Source organism: Mycobacterium sp. ABE4_509, from assembly GCF_056160785.1.
The window spans coordinates 1-15,749 of sequence record NZ_JBSWXU010000121.1 but is presented as its reverse complement, the minus strand read 5'-3'; the positions used below and the strand labels follow the sequence as shown (position 1 = coordinate 15,749).

The following is a 15,749-nucleotide window of genomic DNA, read 5'->3' as shown; positions in this document are numbered from 1 at the left end:
GCCGGCGGGTGCGGCCCTGCTGCGCGGCGGCCGCATAACCGGGGTCGAGATGCTCGGTCAGCAGTGAGCGCAGCAGCGAGGGCACCGGTATCCGGGTCGGCGCCCCGGGCCGGTCCGGGGCGCGGCCCGAGTCGAATCCCCCCAGCGTGCTCATGTCTGGTGTGCCCCCGCCGGCATCGTGCGCACCACCATCGCGACCTGGACCAGATAGAGCACCCCGGACCACAGGTACATCGCCATGCCCCAGATCAGGAAGCCCCAGCCGCAGGCCAGCACTACCCGGGCCCACAGCGCGTCGTACTGCCCGAGCAGCACCAGCGGCAGTCCGGACATCAGCGCGAACGTCGCGGCCTTGCCCAGGTAGGTCACCGGCAGCGCGGTCAGGCCGCGCCGCCGCAGCACCGGCAGGGTGGTGGCCAGCACCAGGTCCCGACCGAGCAGCAGCGCCACGATCCACCAGGGCAGCGCGCCGGCCCACGCCATCGCGACGGGGACCACGACCATGTAGATCCGGTCCACCGCGGGGTCGAGCAGTTCGCCCAGCCGGGACGACTGGTTGTCGAACAGCCGCGCGATCTTGCCGTCGGCCCAGTCGGAGAACCCGCTGAACATCAGGATCGCCACCGCCCAGCCCAGCGCCCCGGCCACCAGCAGCAGATACAGGAAGACGGGCACCAGTGCCAACCGGATGATCGACAGCGCGTTGGGCACCGTCAGCACCCTGTCGCGCGGTGCCGCTCCCCCGGTCTGAGCGCTGCGATTCGGCGCCTCGGCCATGCCTAGAACCTAGCGGAACACCCCGGGCAGGCTCAGCGCTGACATCGTGTCGTCGGCCAGCGGGTTGTCGTGCACCATGTACGTCCACGTCGACGTCGGCCGCGCCAGCTTGGACAGATCCAGCCCGAGCTCGTCCACGATGGAGGGAGCGGTGTCGAACGTCTGCTGGGCTGCCTCGATGGCGTCGGCGGCCAGCGAGGCGAACGCGTCGACGGCCAGCCGGTGGAATTCGTCGAGTGGGTTCTGCCGGCCCAGGGCGCGCAGGTGGATGCTCTCCCTGATGTCGGCCAGGAACGCCAGGTGATCGGTCCATCCGCGGTCGAGGTGATACAGCATGATCAGCCGGCAGATCTTCGCCAGCTTCTCCTCGGCGCCGGAACCGAGCTGTTCGCAGAGCTCCTCGTAGCGCTGCGGGGACAACTCGGCCAGCTCGTCGCGGGCGGTGGTGGTGCGCAGCAGGGTGTCGCGGCGCTCGACGAGGATCGCGCGCTGCTGGGCGATCAGCTGGTTGTAGCGCCACGTGTTGGCGTGCACGTCGAGCAGCCGCCCCTCGGCGATGCGCTGCGCGTGGTCGAGCAGGGTCGCCGCCTTCGGGCTGACCACCTTGCCGTTCTCGTCGCAGTCCAGCGGCAGCTTGTTGTCCTCGAGGTGCGAGACCACGACGTCGTCCTCCCAGCTGGAGAAGAACACCGTCGAACCCGGGTCGCCCTGCCGGCCGGCCCGCCCGCGCAGCTGGTTGTCGAGCCGTTGGGTGTGATGGCGCCCGGTTCCGATGACGTGCAGGCCGCCGAGTTCGGCGACCCGGTCCTTCTCCACGGCGTGGTCGTCGACGTCGGAGCCGCCCAACCGGATGTCGGTGCCGCGACCGGCCATCTGGGTCGACACCGTGACCGCGCCGAGGGCGCCGGCCTCGGCGATCACGGCGGCCTCTTCGGCGTCGTTCTTGGCGTTGAGCACCACCGCCGGCACTCCGGCCTTGACCAGGCGTTCGTGCAGTTCCTCGGATTCGGCGACGTCGCGGGTGCCGACCAGCACCGGCTGGCGGGTGGCGTGGACCTCGGTGATGTGCTCGATCAGCGCCTCGGTCTTGGCCGAGATCGTGACGTAGACACGGTCGGTCTCATCCTCACGGATGTTGGGCTTGTTCGGCGGGATCGGGGACACACCCAGTTTGTAGAACTGGCGCAACTGTTCACCGGCGGCCAGCGCGGTGCCGGTCATCCCGCAGACCCGTGGATAGCGGTTGATCAGCGCCTGCACGGTGATGGTGTCGAGGACCTCGCCGGTCTCGGTGGTCTCGATGCCCTCCTTGGCCTCCACCGCGGCCTGCAGGCCGTCCGGCCAGCGCTGCAGCGTCGCGATGCGGCCGCGGGAGGCGTTGATCAGGTGCACCGCGTTGTCGCGAACGATGTAGTGCACGTCGCGCTGCAGCAGCACGTGGGCGTGCAGGGCGATGTTGATCTCGGTGAGCGTGGTGGCGACGTGCTCCTCGGAGTAGAGGTCGATGCCGTCCAGGGCCGCCTCGATCTTGCGGGCGCCGGTGTCGGTCAGGTGCACGTTGCGGCTGTCCGCATCGGTGGCGAAGTCCTTGTCCTCTTCGAGGTCGCCGACCATGCGGATGAGCTCGAGCCGCGGAGCCTCGCGGTGGCTGGTACCGGCCAGGACGAGCGGCACCAGGGCCTCGTCGACGAGCACCGAGTCCGCCTCGTCGATGAGCGCCACATCCGGGTTCGGCGACACCAGATCTTCGACGTCGGTGACCAGCTGATCGCGCAGCACGTCGAAACCGACCTCGTTGACCGAGGCGTAGGTGATGTCGCAGCGGTAGGCCTCGCGGCGCTGTTCGGCGGTGGACTCCGCGGTGATCCAGCCGACCGTCAGACCCAGTGCCTCGATCAGCGGGCCCATCCATTCCGCGTCGCGGCGGGCCAGGTAGTCGTTGATCGTGATGACGTGAACGCTGCGCCCGCCCAGCGCGTAGCCGGCCGCGGCGATGGCGCCGGAGAGCGTCTTGCCCTCACCGGTGGCCATCTCGACCACGTCGCCGGCCAGCATCCGCAGCGCGCCGAGCAGCTGAACATCGAACGGGCGCAGGCCGGTCGCCCGGTCGGAGGCTTCGCGGGCGATCGCCAGGAACTGCGGGATGTCCAGTGCGTCGGCCAGGTCGTCGAGCTCGAGCAGCTTCGCGGCCTTGCGCAACTGCTCGTCGTCGAGTTCGGCGGCCTTGGTGTCGAACTCCGCCGACTGGTCGACCAGCGTCATCGACCGGTCCTGGTTCTTGTCGGTGTTCGCGCCGAGCAGCTTCCAGAACCGGCTGGACAACCGTCCCGACTTCGGCTTTGCTGCCTTTTCCGGCTTCTCGGCCTCCGGTTTCGGGGAGGTCTTCGATGAGGTACGAGCCACACGATCACGGTACGCGTACCGTCGGCCCGCCCGAGCGTGGATGTCCGGCCCGGACCGGTGCACGCTTCCTGCCCGCCTGCGGTGATGGGCTGCGGTAGCTTCGCCGCAGGCAAGCGCGCGGTGAAGGGGAGGTCGCACGGCGGTGGACACCGGTACGTTCGAGCCGTCCCTGGACTGGAGCCGCGAATGGCTGCACTCGGCCCAGTGGATCGCCATCACGTTCGTGCTGACGCTGGCGTGTCTGTTGCTGGTGCTGACCGCGATCGGCCGCTACACCCGATGGGGACGCCAATTCTGGCGTGTCACAGGCGGTTACTTCACCGGCCGGAACAGCGTCTCGGTCTGGCTGCTGTTTGTGTTCCTGTTGTTGTCGACCGTCGTCTCGGTGCGCATCAACGTGCTGTTGACCTACTACGTCAACGATCTGTTCACCGCGTTGCAGGTCGCCTTCTCCGGCGCCGGCCGCGACAGCGGCGTCGCCGGGTTCTGGGCGACGATGCTGGTGTTCGCGGTGCTCGCCGGCTGCTACATCGTGCGGCTGCTGGCTGATCTGTACGTCACCCAGCGGTTCATCATGCGGTGGCGGATCTGGCTCAGCCGGCGGTTCATCGACGGCTGGCTCGGTGACCTCGCCTACTACCGGGCGCAGTTCTCCAGCCGTCCGATCGACAACCCGGACCAGCGGATCCAGCAGGACGTCGACATCTTCACCACCGGGGTCGGTGGTGACCAGAACAACCCGATGTACCACTCGGGGCACATGCTGCTGTTCGGTGCGGTCGAGGCGGTGCTGTCGGTGCTGTCGTTCGGTCAGATCCTGTGGCGGCTGTCGGAGTCGCTGACCCTGGGCGGGCTGACCCTGCCGCACGCGTTGTTCTGGATCGTGCTGGTCTACGTGCTGGTCGCCACGGTGGTGGCGTTCGCGATCGGGCGTCCGCTGATCCGGCTGAGCTTCTACAACGAACTGCGCAACGCGGGATTTCGCTACGGCCTGGTGCGGGTGCGGGACGCGGCCGCGGCGATCGGTCTGTACCGCGGGGAGGGGGCCGAGAGCACGCTGCTCAAGAAGCGTCTCGACGCCGTGATGGACAACTACCGGCACTGGCTCAACCGGATGATGCTGTTCTTCGGCTGGAACGTGTCGATGAGCCAGGCGATCAACCCGTTGCCCTGGCTGGTCCAGGCCCAGGGCCTGTTCGCCGGGCGGCTGACCTTCGGTGATGTCTGGCAGTCCTCGAACGCGTTCGGCGCGATCCACGACTCGTTGTCGTTCTTCCGCAACGCCTATGACCAGTTCGCCAGCTACCGCGCCGCGATCATCCGGCTCGACGGGTTGGTCGACCAGAACGACCGGGCCGGCGCCTTCGGCGCCGTCGAGCGGATCGATTCCGGCGACGGCGCGGTCGAGGTGGACGGGGTGGTCGTGCACCGCCCGGACGGCACCGTGCTGCTGCACGAACTGGACGTGCGGGTCGAATCCGGGACGGGGCTGGTGATCTGCGGGCCGTCCGGTGTCGGGAAGTCGGTGCTGCTGCAGAGCCTGGCGGGGCTGTGGCCGTTCGCGTCCGGGACGGTGCGCCTGCCGGCGGGGCCGGACCGGGACGCGGACCGGCACGGTGTGATGTTCGTTCCGCAGCTGCCGTATCTGCCGCTGGGAGATCTCCGCTCGGTGGTGACCTACCCGCATCGAGGCGGGGTCGACGACCGGGCCGTCCAGCAGGCGCTGATCGACGTCGCGCTGCCGAACCTGGTGCTGCGCCTCAACGAGGTCGCACAGTGGTCGGACATGCTCTCGGTCGGTGAGCAGCAGCGCATCGCGTTCGCGCGGGTGCTGCTGGCCGAACCCGCAGCGGTGTTCCTCGACGAGTCGACATCGGCGATGGACGAGGGGCTCGAGCTGATGCTCTACCAGCGGCTGCGCGAGGCGCTGCCGCAGGCCGTCATCGTGACGGTCAGCCACCGCGCGACCGTGCACCGGTTCCACGACAGCCGGCTGGAGCTGATCGGTGACGGCAGATGGCGGCTGACGCGACTCGCGGCGTCGCCCTGACCGGCTCCATCACACCGAACGCAGGTTGTCACGGTACTTTGCCGGGGTGGAAATGTTCTCCCCGACACTGGACTGGGGCAGCGAGATCTGGACCTCGCTGGCGTGGATCGCCAGGGCGTGGGCGATCGCCGCGGTGGCCACCCTCGCGGCCGTCGTTCTGATCGTCCGCTTCACCACGTGGGGTCGGCAGTTCTGGCGGGTCACCCGGGGGTACTTCACCGGTCCGGAGAGCGTCCTGGTGTGGCTGTGGATGGCCGGCCTGCTGCTGCTCGTCATCACCAGCGTCCGGCTGTCGGTGCTGTTCAGCTTCCAGGGCAACGACATGATGACCAGCTTCCAGGTCATCGCCGCGGGTTTGGGAAGCGACGACCCGGCGGTGCGGGAGTCCGGGGGCAGCGGCTTCTGGCTGTCGATGACGGTGTTCACCGTGCTGGCCGTGCTCAACGTCGCCCTGATCATGCTCGACCTGTTCGCCACCCAGCGCTTCATGCTGCGGTGGCGCGCCTGGCTGACCGATCAGTTGACCGGTGACTGGCTCGACGGCAAGGCCTACTACCGCGCCCGCTTCATCGACGACACGATCGACAACCCGGACCAGCGCATCCAGATGGACATCGACATCTTCACCGCCGGTGTCGGTGCGCTGCCGAACACGCCGAATAACACGTCGGGATCGACGCTGCTGTTCGGCGCGGTCTCGTCGATCGCCTCGATGATCTCGTTCACCGCAATCCTGTGGAACCTGTCGGGCCCGGTGACGTTGCCGCTCGTCGGAGTGGAGCTGCCCAAGGCGATGTTCTGGATCGGCATCGCCTACATCGTGTTCGCCACCGTGATCGCGTTCTGGATCGGCCGGCCTATCATCGGGCTGGCGTTCAACAACGAGCGGTTCAACGCGGTGTTCCGGTATGCGCTGGTCCGGCTGCGTGACGCCGCCGAGGCGGTGGCCTTCTACCGCGGCGAACTCGCCGAGCGGACCGGGCTGCGCCGCCGGTTCACCCCGGTGGTCGAGAACTACAAGCGCTACGTCAACCGGATGGCCAAGTTCCTGGGTTGGAACCTCGGTATCACCCAGGCCCAGGAGCTCATCCCCTACATCGTGCAGTTCCCGCGGTTCTACAGCGGCGAGATCACCCTGGGTCAGCTGTCGCAGACCGCCAGTGCGTTCCGGGAGATCCTGACCGGGCTGTCTTTCTTTCGCAACGCCTACGACAACTTCGCCGGCTATCGGGCCGCGATCATTCGTCTGCACGGTCTCGTCGTGGCCAACGAGGAGGGCCGTGAGCTGCCGACCCTGCACGCCGAGGACTCGGTGGGCGACCGGGTCGAGCTGGACGACGTCGCGGTGCGGACCCCGGACGGCAGGGAGCTGGTCCGGCCCCTCGACGTCACGCTCGATCCGGGCGACAGCCTGGTGATCACCGGCCCGTCGGGCAGCGGAAAGACCACGCTGCTGCGCAGCCTGGCTCAGCTGTGGCCGTTCACCGAGGGCACCTTGCGCCGCCCCGGCGGCGAGGGCGCGACGATGTTCCTGTCGCAGCTGCCCTATGTGCCGTTGGGTGACCTGCGTACGGTCGTCTGCTACCCCAGCAGCATCGACGACATCGCCGAGCAGGACGTGCGCGATGTGCTGGACCGGGTAGCGCTGCCGCATCTGGTGGAACGGCTCGACGAGGTGCAGGACTGGGCCAAGGTGCTCTCTCCGGGTGAACAGCAGCGCGTCGCCTTCGCGCGGATCCTGCTGACCGAACCCAAGGCCGTGTTCCTCGACGAGTCGACGTCGGCGCTGGACGAGGGACTGGAGTTGATGCTCTACCGGCTGGTGCGGGAGCGGCTGCCCGACACCATTCTGGTCAGCGTCAGCCATCGCAGCACCGTCGAGCAGCATCACACCCGGGAGCTGCAGCTGCTCGGGGACGGCGGCTGGCATTTGGGCGACGTCGGCGAGGAGCCGCCCGCCCGGGTCTGATCGGGTCGAGGCTGCCGGCCGGCTAGGCCGGCGTGGCGGTTTCGCCGGCTTTCCCGGCGGCGTGTTCGCCGGCCCGCCTGCCGAAGAACGAGCCCTCACCGAGCTGCGTTCCGCTGGCGTAGCCCTTGCCGTCCTGGGCGATGTTGGACGCGCACGCACCGGCGGCGTAGAGCCCGCGCACCGGGCTGCCGTCGGTGTGCAGCACCTCGCCGTCGATCGACACCTTCAGCCCGCCCATGGTGAACCCGGAGTACATCGCCCGGCCCAGGGACAGGTCGAAGGCCGCCCACGGTCCGTGGTCCTGTGCGGCAACGTATTCCGGTTGCTTGTGGAAGTCGGGATCCTCGCCGGCCGCTGCGTTGGCGTTGTAGCGCTCCAGCGTCGCGGCGAGGTGGCCGGTCGGGATGCCCAGTGCGGTCTCCATCTCGGCGATCGTCTCCCAGCCGTCGATGAACTTGATCAGCGGCATCTCCGGCATCTGCATGTGGGCTTCGTCGACGATCAGATATGCGGTCTGGTCGGGTTGTTCGAGGACGAACGCCGAGGTGCGTGCGTGGTAGGAGTCCTCGGCCACGAAACGCTTGCCGTCGGCGTTGACGATGACGCCGGTGAGCAGGATCTCGGGCGGATACGCGGCGGCGGTGATGAACAGCTGGTCCATGTTGGTCGCGACACCGCCGGCCGAGACGCCCAGCTTGATGCCCAACCCATCGTCGTTCGGGTTGCCGAGGATGTAGGGCGCCACGGTCCCGTGGTGTTTGGTCTTGCGTTCCTGGCCCAGCGCGGGGGTGTACTCGGCGACCATCTCGGCATTCATCGCGAAGCCGCCCGCGGCGATGATCACCGCTTTGGCCCGGATGTGGCCGGTCTCGCCGAAGTGCTTCCAGCGCACGCCGACGATCGCGCCGTCGTCGTCGAGCACCAGGGCGGTGGCGCCGGTTTCGTAGCGCATCGTGACGCCGAGGTCGTCGGCGCGCTTGAGCAGTAGGTCGATCACCATGGCGGCGCCACCGAGTTCACCGGGCACCGGTACGGAGTGTCCGCGTGGGGCGGGTTTCGCCTGGTCGCAGAACGGCCAGACCTTCTCGTTGCCGGTGTAGGACAACCCTTCGGTGCCGGGCGGCACGACGACCTTGCCCGGGTAGAAGCTGCGCTCGAACTGGAAGCCCAGATTCTCGAGCCAGTTGAAATGTTCGACGCTGCCCTCGCAGTAGGCGCGGATCTTGTCGTGTTCGGGTTCGCGGGACTGCGAGACCAGGTACTTGTACATCTCGTCGGGCGAGTCGTCGTGTCCGGTGGCCTGCTGCACGGCGGTGCCGCCGCCGAGGTAGAAGTGGCCTCCGGCCATCGAGGTGGTGCCGCCGGCCGCGGCGGCCTTCTCCAGGACCAGGACCTGGGCGCCGGCCGCTGCGGCGCTGACCGCCGCGCATCCGCCGGCGATACCGAAACCGAGCACCACGACGTCGGTTTCGTCGGACCAGTCGGTGACGTCGGCGGCGTTCACGGTCTCCGGGATGTGCTGCATGGTCAACTCTGCTCCTGGTTCGCTTGGTCCTTCAGGTGCTCGAACACGGCCTTGATGTCGGCCGGGAAGTGGGCGATCTCGAGGTAGGGCACGCCGGATTCGGCGGCCGAGACGTAGGCGAAGCGAATGCCGCCCGGCATGCTGCCCGCCATGACCACCGGTGCGCCGTGGTTCTCGGCGTCGTCGACGGCGGCGGTGAAGGCCTCGGGGCCGGGGGCCTCGAGGCAGATGTGGTGCAGTCCGGGTCCGCTGGTGTCGAGGAACTCGGTGTAGATGCTCTCACCGCGGACGGGGGCGATCAGTTCGAGTTGGGTGTCGCCGGCGTAGCTGAGCGAGATGTCGGCGACGAAATCGGCGGGCCGGCCCCGGTAGGTGCAGGTGTCGGGCCCGAAGTGGATTCCCGGCATGCGGGTCCAGCCGGCGGCGCCCAGCAGGGCGGTCAGCATCGCCTCGGTGGCGCCCAGGTCGCGCGTCACCCAGGCGATCTGGACAGGTGTCTGGTCAAGCATCGGTTCGAGAATATCGCCGGTGACCCACGGTGGCTAGAACGTGTTCTAATTTCGCAGCAGGATGTCGGTCAGCGCGGCCAGTTGGGCGTCGAACACTGCCGCGGAGTCGGCGAACGTGTCGGCGCCGTACTGCCCGAACACCTCCAGGCTGATGGCGCCGACGAGGGCGGCCCACAGCACCAGGCATTTGACCACCGCGGGGTTCCCGGCGGCGATGTCGAATTCGGCGCGCAGGGCCTCGAGGTCCGGTGACAATGCCGGCGGTGCAACCACTTTCGACTCTTCGTCGGGGATGTCGCCGGCGGCGACGCCCGCCGAGACGGCGGTGAGCAGCATCGCGGTCACCCGGGTTCCCGGCGTGACGGTCCGTTCCGGCGGGGCGTGATAGCCCGGGACGGGGCTGCCGTAGAGCAGCGCCCAGCTGGCCGGCTGGGCCAGCGCCCAACCCCGGGCGGCGTGTGCCATCGAGGTCAGTTGGGTGCGCCACGGCCCTTCCCGGGGGCGGGCCCGTTCCACGCTGTCGGCCAGATCGGTGTATCCGTCCACGAGCAGCAGGGTCAGCAGGTCGTCACGGTTGGCGACGTAGCGGTAGACCGCCGACGAGACCATGCCGAGGTCCCGGGCGATCGCGCGCAGCGACAGCCCGGCCGCGCCCTCGGTGACCAGGTGGCGGCGGCCGATTTCGACGATGCTGCGTTCGATTCGGTCCCGGGACTCCTGACGCTTGCCCATCGGGACAGTCTGACACAAACGAGAGCGACGCTCTTGATTCTTGCCCCGTCCCGTGCCAGGGTTATTGCGAGAGCAGTGCTCTTGATTTTCCCGCGAGAGGAGAACTTCCATGTCACAGCGCTACGAGGCCCCGGGGGTGGGCGCCCGAGCGTTCAACACCGCGATCCGCCGGCTGGCCGAACTCGGGGTGAGCGTCCAGGGCAGCACCGTCGTGCGGGTGCGGGGCCGCAAGTCCGGGCAGTTGCGGGCGGTGGTGGTCAATCTGCTGACCGTCGACGGCCGGGACTACCTGGTCTCACCCCGCGGGAACACCCAGTGGGCGCGCAACCTGCGCTCCGCCGGCGAGGTGGAGTTGGGCCCGAAGCGCACGTCGCGCAACCATCGGGTGGTCGAGGTGGCCGACGCCGCCAAGCCCGCGCTGATCAGGAGCTACCTGGATCGGTGGCACTGGCAGGTCAAGAGCCACGTCGGAGGGCTCACCCCGGACTCGGCGCCTGATCAGGTGCGTACGGTCGCGGCGTCGATCCCGGTGTTCGAGGTGCTGGACTAGGGCATGGGCTCGGCGGCTGTCAGTGCGGCCGCCGAGACGGTGTCGTCGCGGGCCTGCTGACTGGCCACCTGCCAGGACACCGCGGCCGGCAGCGAGCCCCAGGTGCTGTTGAACATCCCGATGAGCACGGAGCGCCCGTCGGGGGTCGGGGTGTACACCGGCCCGCCGGAATCGCCCTTCTGGCTCACCACGCCGTTGGCCATCGTGAACCAGCCGTTGTTGACCGTCTCGATGTTGCCGCAGCTCTCGCCGGTGACCGTCCCGAAGTGGCAGACGGGCATCCCGGCCACCGGCAGCACGCCGGGATCGGTGACCAGCACCTGCCCGTTGGGCAGCACGTTGTTGACCGCGACGTGACCGGCCAGGTGGATCACCTCCCAGTCGGTGATCTGGTGGTTACCGTCGATCGTCATCCCGTTGGGGGTGTTGTCCCGGAACGAGCCCTGCATCCCGATGACGTTGCCGTTCCTGTCCGCGACCGTCCCCGAGGCGCGGCAGTGCCCGGCGGTGAAGGCGATGCGAGTCACCGGGTCCACATAGCCGAGAGTGCAGCGGACCCGGTCCTGGTGGATCTCCATGCCGGGGTGGACGAGGACGCCCGGCTGCGCCTGCGCCGTCGGCCCGGCCAGCGTCAGCGCGACCGCCGGCGCGAGGACGGCCAACAGCATCGACAGCAATCGCCGCGGCGACCGCGTGGACGACTCAACAGGCATGGCCCGCCTCCGCTCTCCCCGTGAAGTGAGGTGTCGTCTACCGCCGCAACGAGTGGTACCGGGGTTGATACCCAATTGAGACTCTAATGATGCCGACGGTATAACTGCCACATCGCGGGCAGATAAAGCGGCGTTACATATGACGCACCGCAGACGTCACTTCCCGGTGGGAAACCTCAGGAGTCGAAGCCCAGCCGGGCGGCGTCCAGGGCGCGAAGCAGCAGGTTGCGGCGCCCCTGGGTGTGGTCGGCCCGGTCCAGCGACCAGCGCGTGGCCTGGATCCCGGCACTGGCCAGCGGCTCGGGCGGGAAGGGAAGCGGCTTCTTGCGCACCATCTCCAGCCGGGTCCGCGGGGTGGCGGCGCCCTCCAGGAGATCCAGGCAGACGTCGGCGGCGAACCGGGTGGCACCGACACCGAGGCCGGTGAACCCGTTGACATAGGCCACCCGGCCGTCGCGGGCGAGTCCCCAGTGCGCGCAGAACCGGGTATTGGTGTCGATCGCCCCCGCCCAGCGGTGGCTGAACCGAACGTCGTCGAGCTGCGGGAAGGTGAGGAAGAAGTGGGCAGCCAGCCGGCGGTAGGTCTGCGGGCGGTCCTCATAGGCCGAGTCGACTCGGCGGCCGAAGTGATAGACCGCGTCGTAGCCGCCCCACACGATCCGGTTGTCCGCGCTCAGCCGGTAGTAGTGGAACTGATTGGCCGAATCACCGACACCCTGCCGGTGCTGCCAGCCGATGCGCTGCAGCTGGTCGTCGGTCAACGGCTCGGTGGCCAGCACGTAGTCGTAGACCGGCACGGTGTAGAGCCGGTTGCGCCGCAACAGGCTGGGGAACACGTTGGTGGCCAGCACGGCCTGTCTGCAGGTGATCGCCGGACCGTCGGTGAGCACGCGCAGGGCCGCGCCGCCCGAGACGATGCGGCGCGCGGTGGTGTGCTCGTAGATCTCGACCCCGGCGTCGCCGCAGGCGCGGGCCAACTCCAGCGCGAGCTTGGCCGGGTCGACGATCGCACAGGTGTCGGGGCTGAACAGGCCTGCCAGGTAGGTCGGTGAGTCGACCTGCGCGCGTACCTGGGCTCGGTCGAGGAACTGCTGGTGACCTTGCTGATCACCGTGGCCGGCTTCCTCCTCGAGCCAGCCGACCTGATGAGGCTCGGTGGCGACGGTGAGCATGCCGGTGCGCTGCCAGTCGACCTGCAGATCGAGCTCGGCGATCTCGGCTTCCATCCCGTCGAGGTTCGCCATCCCCATCTCGGTGAGGGTGTCGAACTCGTCGGGCCAGCGCGACCGGCCGTTCGCCTCCCCGTGGGTGAGGCTGGCCTCGACGAAGCCGCCGTTGCGCCCGGAGGCGGCCCAGCCGATCCGGTCGGCGTCGATGAGCACGATGCGGCGGTCCGGGTGACGCCGGGCGGCGTGCAACGCGCTCCACAGTCCGGTGTATCCCCCGCCGACCACCAGCAGGTCGCAGGTCAGCGGGCGCACGGCCGGAGGGTGGTCCGGGCGCGGTATGTCCAGCCACACCGAGCCGGCGTGGCTGCCGGCCAGCGCACGGTCGACCAAGGCGGGATCGACGTCACCGTCGAAAACCGTCTTCACCGCGCGCACACTACGGCCTGGCACGCGCGTACGCCCCTGATGCGTCGGCCGGTTGCCAGCCGGGCGGACCGAAGATGTAGCCCAGGCGGTCCCGCAGCCGGGTGGCCGCACGGACGTCACGGGCCATCGCGACGTATTCGCGGGTCTGCAGCTTCCAGATGTTGAACGTCCGCACCGGTTTGGTGAGCCCGTAGTGCGGACGGAACAGCTCGGGCTGGAACGTGCCGAACATCCGGTCCCAGATGATCAGGATGCCGCCGTAGTTCTTGTCTAGATACTCGGGATCCATGCCGTGGTGCACGCGGTGGTGCGACGGCGTGTTGAACACGAACTCGACCGGAGCCCACAACGTGCCGATCCGTTCGGTGTGGATCCAGAATTGGTAGATCAGGCTGATCGAGAAGCAGAAGAACACCATCCACGGCGGAACACCCAACAGCGGCAACGGGACCCACATCAGGATCTCGCCGCTGTTGTTCCACTTCTGCCGCAGCGCGGTGGCGAAGTTGAAGTACTGGCTGGAGTGGTGGGCCTGATGGGTCGCCCAGATCAACCGGACCCGGTGGGCGGTGCGGTGGTAGAGGTAGAACAGCAGATCGACGCCGACCAGGGCGATCACCCAGGTGTACCACTGGCCCGCCGACAGCTGCCACGGTGCCAGATAGGCGTAGATCGCCGCATATCCCAACAGCGCCAGGAACTTCCAGGCTCCCATGGTGAAAACCGAGACCAGGCCCATCGAGATGCTGGCCCACGAGTCACGGGTCAGGTAGGCCCCTGAACCCGGGCGGTCATCCTCGGTCAGCTGCTCGAGTTTGCGCGCGGCGCTCCACTCGATGACGAGCAGCAGCAGGAAGAACGGGATGGCGAACAACACCGGATCGCGCATCGGCGGTGGCAGGACGTCCAGGAACTCCACGAGCGGTACCTGCGATTCCTACCGGAAGCTCAGCACGTCGTCGCCCCAGGCCCGGCGCACCTCGGCGTCGAGGTCGTCGACCACCGACTCCTGCTTGTCGATCACCAGGGTGGCCCGGTGCCGGGGTTCGTACGCCCGCCACTCCGGCTGCCCGTCGAGGCCGACCGGGCGACCGTGCGTCGCGAAGTTCGTCCAGCGGGCCCGCACCCGCTCGGAGACCGACCGGCCGGCTTTCAATCCACCCAGCGCGAACGTCGGATCCTTGGGCCCGGCAACCAGGTTGCCCCACACATAGGGCAGTTCGGTGGCGTGCGCGGCATGCAGGCGGACCAGGCGCAGCAACGGTGTGGCGAAGTCGAACCGGTACAGGTAAACCGGGGCTACGCTGCGGTGTCCTTCGGCGAACCAGATCGAGGGCATGCGGAAGCCGAGGTCGCTGCTGACGCCCATACCCTTGACCTTGCCGCGGCCGCGGTAGGTGCTCTCCAGCTCGGCCGGGCTGGGCAGGCGCACGCCGGGCTGTTCGGAGGCGATCTGGGCGAACATCGCCCTGACCCGTTCCGGGGTGACCGGCATCAGCGGGGACTTCATGTACCGGAACAGCGCGGCCTCGTTCTTGTTGGTGCCGATGATCAGCGGGACCGGGTGCGTCATCCCCCGCCTGGCGGTGGCCACCGGGTAGTCGGGAACGACGTCGCCGTCGACGATCGGGGCGAAGGCCAGCAGACCGGGTGTGTTGACCGGCACCTCGTCGAAGACGGTGCGCGAGGCCGCGACGATCGACGCGGTCGGCAGCCCGGGCAGGCGGTCGAGATCCTGCGGGCCCAGGCCGAGCACCTCCAGGAAGCGCCGCGCGATGCGGCCGGCCCGGTCGGTGTCGTAGGACGAGGTCGCCGGGGAGCTCTGGGCGATCGCCGCGCTGAACAGCCCGGCCGCGGCGGGACTGCCCAGCAGCGTGGTCACGACCCCGCCGCCGGCGGATTCGCCGAACAGGGTGACCCGGGCCGGATCGCCGCCGAATGCGGCGATGTTGTCGCGCACCCACTCGAGCGCGGCGATCACGTCGCGCAGCCCCACGTTGGTGGCGAAGCGTTCGCTGTCGGCGCCCAGCGTGGGCAGTTCCAGGAAGCCCAACGCGCCCAGCCGGTAGTTGACGGTCACCACGATCACGTCGCCACCGGCGGCCAGCGCGGCACCGTGGTACAGCGGCTGACTCGCCGACCCGAGGATGTAGGCCCCGCCGTGCACCCACACCATGACGGGTTTGCCGGCGCCGGGCTGGGCGCCCGAGGGGGCCCACACGTTCAGGGTCAGGAAGTCGTCGCCCTGCGGAGCGCCGAGGTCGATCGGGATCCGGGGATCGGTCGGCTGGGGACAGACCGGCCCGACCCGTCCCGCGTCGACGGGTTCGGACCAGGCCAGCGGGGCCTGGGGCGCCCGCCAGCGCAGTTCGCCCACCGGGGCCGCGGCGTACCGGACCGACTTCCAGGCCGTGACGGTGCCGTCGTCGACTCCGCGGACCGGACCGTACGTCGTGTCGACGACCGGGCGGCCGCCTGCGGGACGGCGCGTTGTCGTGTCCGCGGTCATGTCGAGCTCCTTTGATCCCAAAGCCGGTACGCCACTGTACCAGTGCCTCTTCGGGTTCCCCATTGTGCCTGTTCAGCATGCTGGCGCGGGTTCGATTCCGGTCGGGCGCGGCTCACCGTCGGCGCGCGCCGAGCACTTGGGCCAGCGCGATCAGCGCGATGCCCGCGACCGGCACGCTGAGCAAACCCACCCGCAGGCTGGTCGCATCGGCCACCACGCCGACGATCAACGGCGCCCCCAGCGATCCGACGCGCATCAGCCAGGTCAACACGGTCAACCCGCTGCCGGGTCGCAAACCGGGCAGTTCGTCGGCAGCCCGCATCGCCGCGGGCACCACGGTGGCCACCCCCAGCCCCGCCGCGGCGAATCCCGCGATGGTCCCCGGAATCGACGGCCAGGCCAGCGCGGCGCCCATGC

12 protein-coding genes and 2 pseudogenes are annotated in these 15,749 nt (G+C 68.9%); 3 read left to right on the top strand and 11 right to left on the bottom strand.

All coding sequences use genetic code 11. The features are described from left to right. The 3 genes and pseudogenes from ACXAID_RS21390 to secA2 form a co-directional block, all read right to left on the bottom strand. Nucleotides 1-154: pseudogene (locus tag ACXAID_RS21390) on the bottom strand (DUF881 domain-containing protein); the annotation flags it as partial. Beyond that, complete coding sequence (locus ACXAID_RS21385) at nucleotides 151-777, bottom strand: CDP-alcohol phosphatidyltransferase family protein (RefSeq protein WP_475024203.1); 627 nt, start codon at nucleotides 775-777, stop codon at nucleotides 151-153. The gene ACXAID_RS21385 and the pseudogene ACXAID_RS21390, both read right to left, overlap by 4 nt. Before the next feature lie 9 nt (nucleotides 778-786). Then, the gene (gene secA2 / locus ACXAID_RS21380) at nucleotides 787-3,099 is read right to left on the bottom strand and encodes an accessory Sec system translocase SecA2 (protein ID WP_475024206.1); all 2,313 of its coding nucleotides are present in this window, start codon (nucleotides 3,097-3,099) and stop codon (nucleotides 787-789) included. Nucleotides 3,100-3,322: 223 nt separating this feature from the next. On the opposite strand from secA2, the gene ACXAID_RS21375 reads away from it, so the two are divergent. Both ACXAID_RS21375 and ACXAID_RS21370 read left to right on the top strand, forming a co-directional pair. Then, nucleotides 3,323-5,230, top strand: a complete 1,908-nt coding sequence (locus tag ACXAID_RS21375) for an ABC transporter ATP-binding protein/permease (protein ID WP_475024202.1) — start codon at nucleotides 3,323-3,325, stop codon at nucleotides 5,228-5,230. Between the two features lie 46 nt (nucleotides 5,231-5,276). Beyond that, nucleotides 5,277-7,199: an ABC transporter ATP-binding protein/permease gene (locus tag ACXAID_RS21370; RefSeq protein WP_475024201.1), complete on the top strand. Its 1,923-nt coding sequence runs from the start codon at nucleotides 5,277-5,279 to the stop codon at nucleotides 7,197-7,199. Nucleotides 7,200-7,221: 22 nt separating this feature from the next. Here the strand turns inward: ACXAID_RS21370 and ACXAID_RS21365 are convergent, their stop codons facing one another. The 3 genes from ACXAID_RS21365 to ACXAID_RS21355 are packed head-to-tail and all read right to left on the bottom strand — an operon-like array spanning nucleotide 7,222 to nucleotide 9,965. Further along, entirely contained in the window at nucleotides 7,222-8,724 is a 1,503-nt protein-coding gene (locus tag ACXAID_RS21365; protein ID WP_475024205.1) for an FAD-binding protein, read from the bottom strand. A gap of 2 nt (nucleotides 8,725-8,726) precedes the next feature. Continuing rightward, nucleotides 8,727-9,233 (bottom strand): VOC family protein, encoded by a 507-nt coding sequence (locus ACXAID_RS21360; RefSeq protein ID WP_475024200.1) that lies wholly within the window; start codon nucleotides 9,231-9,233, stop codon nucleotides 8,727-8,729. A 45-nt stretch (nucleotides 9,234-9,278) separates the two neighbouring features. Beyond that, entirely contained in the window at nucleotides 9,279-9,965 is a 687-nt protein-coding gene (locus tag ACXAID_RS21355) for a TetR/AcrR family transcriptional regulator (protein WP_475024199.1), read from the bottom strand. Between the two features lie 109 nt (nucleotides 9,966-10,074). On the opposite strand from ACXAID_RS21355, the gene ACXAID_RS21350 reads away from it, so the two are divergent. Beyond that, the gene (locus ACXAID_RS21350) at nucleotides 10,075-10,515 is read left to right on the top strand and encodes a nitroreductase/quinone reductase family protein (RefSeq protein WP_475024198.1); all 441 of its coding nucleotides are present in this window, start codon (nucleotides 10,075-10,077) and stop codon (nucleotides 10,513-10,515) included. On the opposite strand, the gene ACXAID_RS21345 is transcribed toward ACXAID_RS21350, so the two are convergent. From ACXAID_RS21345 to ACXAID_RS21325, 5 genes and pseudogenes are all read right to left on the bottom strand, one after another. Next, entirely contained in the window at nucleotides 10,512-11,228 is a 717-nt protein-coding gene (locus ACXAID_RS21345) for an Rv1815 family serine proteinase (protein ID WP_475024197.1), read from the bottom strand. The two genes, ACXAID_RS21350 and ACXAID_RS21345, sit on opposite strands and share 4 nt — an antisense overlap. 176 nt (nucleotides 11,229-11,404) lie before the next feature. Beyond that, nucleotides 11,405-12,823, bottom strand: a complete 1,419-nt coding sequence (locus ACXAID_RS21340) for an NAD(P)/FAD-dependent oxidoreductase (protein WP_475024196.1) — start codon at nucleotides 12,821-12,823, stop codon at nucleotides 11,405-11,407. 10 nt (nucleotides 12,824-12,833) lie between these two features. Further along, a complete protein-coding gene (locus ACXAID_RS21335) occupies nucleotides 12,834-13,712 on the bottom strand; it encodes a sterol desaturase family protein (RefSeq protein WP_475024204.1) in 879 nt (292 codons plus the stop codon). Between the two features lie 48 nt (nucleotides 13,713-13,760). Next, nucleotides 13,761-15,332 (bottom strand): carboxylesterase/lipase family protein, encoded by a 1,572-nt coding sequence (locus ACXAID_RS21330; protein ID WP_475024195.1) that lies wholly within the window; start codon nucleotides 15,330-15,332, stop codon nucleotides 13,761-13,763. A 112-nt stretch (nucleotides 15,333-15,444) separates the two neighbouring features. Continuing rightward, nucleotides 15,445-15,749: pseudogene (locus tag ACXAID_RS21325) on the bottom strand (MFS transporter); the annotation flags it as partial.

Excerpts from the sequence above, each read along its gene's own strand:
- ACXAID_RS21355 (WP_475024199.1), bottom strand. The coding sequence starts at position 9,965 with ATGGGCAAGCGTCAGGAGTCCCGGGACCGAATCGAACGCAGCATCGTC.
- ACXAID_RS21385 (WP_475024203.1), bottom strand. The coding sequence starts at position 777 with ATGGCCGAGGCGCCGAATCGCAGCGCTCAGACCGGGGGAGCGGCACCG.
- ACXAID_RS21335 (WP_475024204.1), bottom strand. The coding sequence starts at position 13,712 with ATGCGCGATCCGGTGTTGTTCGCCATCCCGTTCTTCCTGCTGCTGCTC.
- ACXAID_RS21365 (WP_475024205.1), bottom strand. The coding sequence starts at position 8,724 with ATGCAGCACATCCCGGAGACCGTGAACGCCGCCGACGTCACCGACTGG.
- ACXAID_RS21330 (WP_475024195.1), bottom strand. The coding sequence starts at position 15,332 with ATGACCGCGGACACGACAACGCGCCGTCCCGCAGGCGGCCGCCCGGTC.
- ACXAID_RS21345 (WP_475024197.1), bottom strand. The coding sequence starts at position 11,228 with ATGCCTGTTGAGTCGTCCACGCGGTCGCCGCGGCGATTGCTGTCGATG.
- ACXAID_RS21360 (WP_475024200.1), bottom strand. The coding sequence starts at position 9,233 with ATGCTTGACCAGACACCTGTCCAGATCGCCTGGGTGACGCGCGACCTG.
- ACXAID_RS21350 (WP_475024198.1), top strand. The coding sequence starts at position 10,075 with ATGTCACAGCGCTACGAGGCCCCGGGGGTGGGCGCCCGAGCGTTCAAC.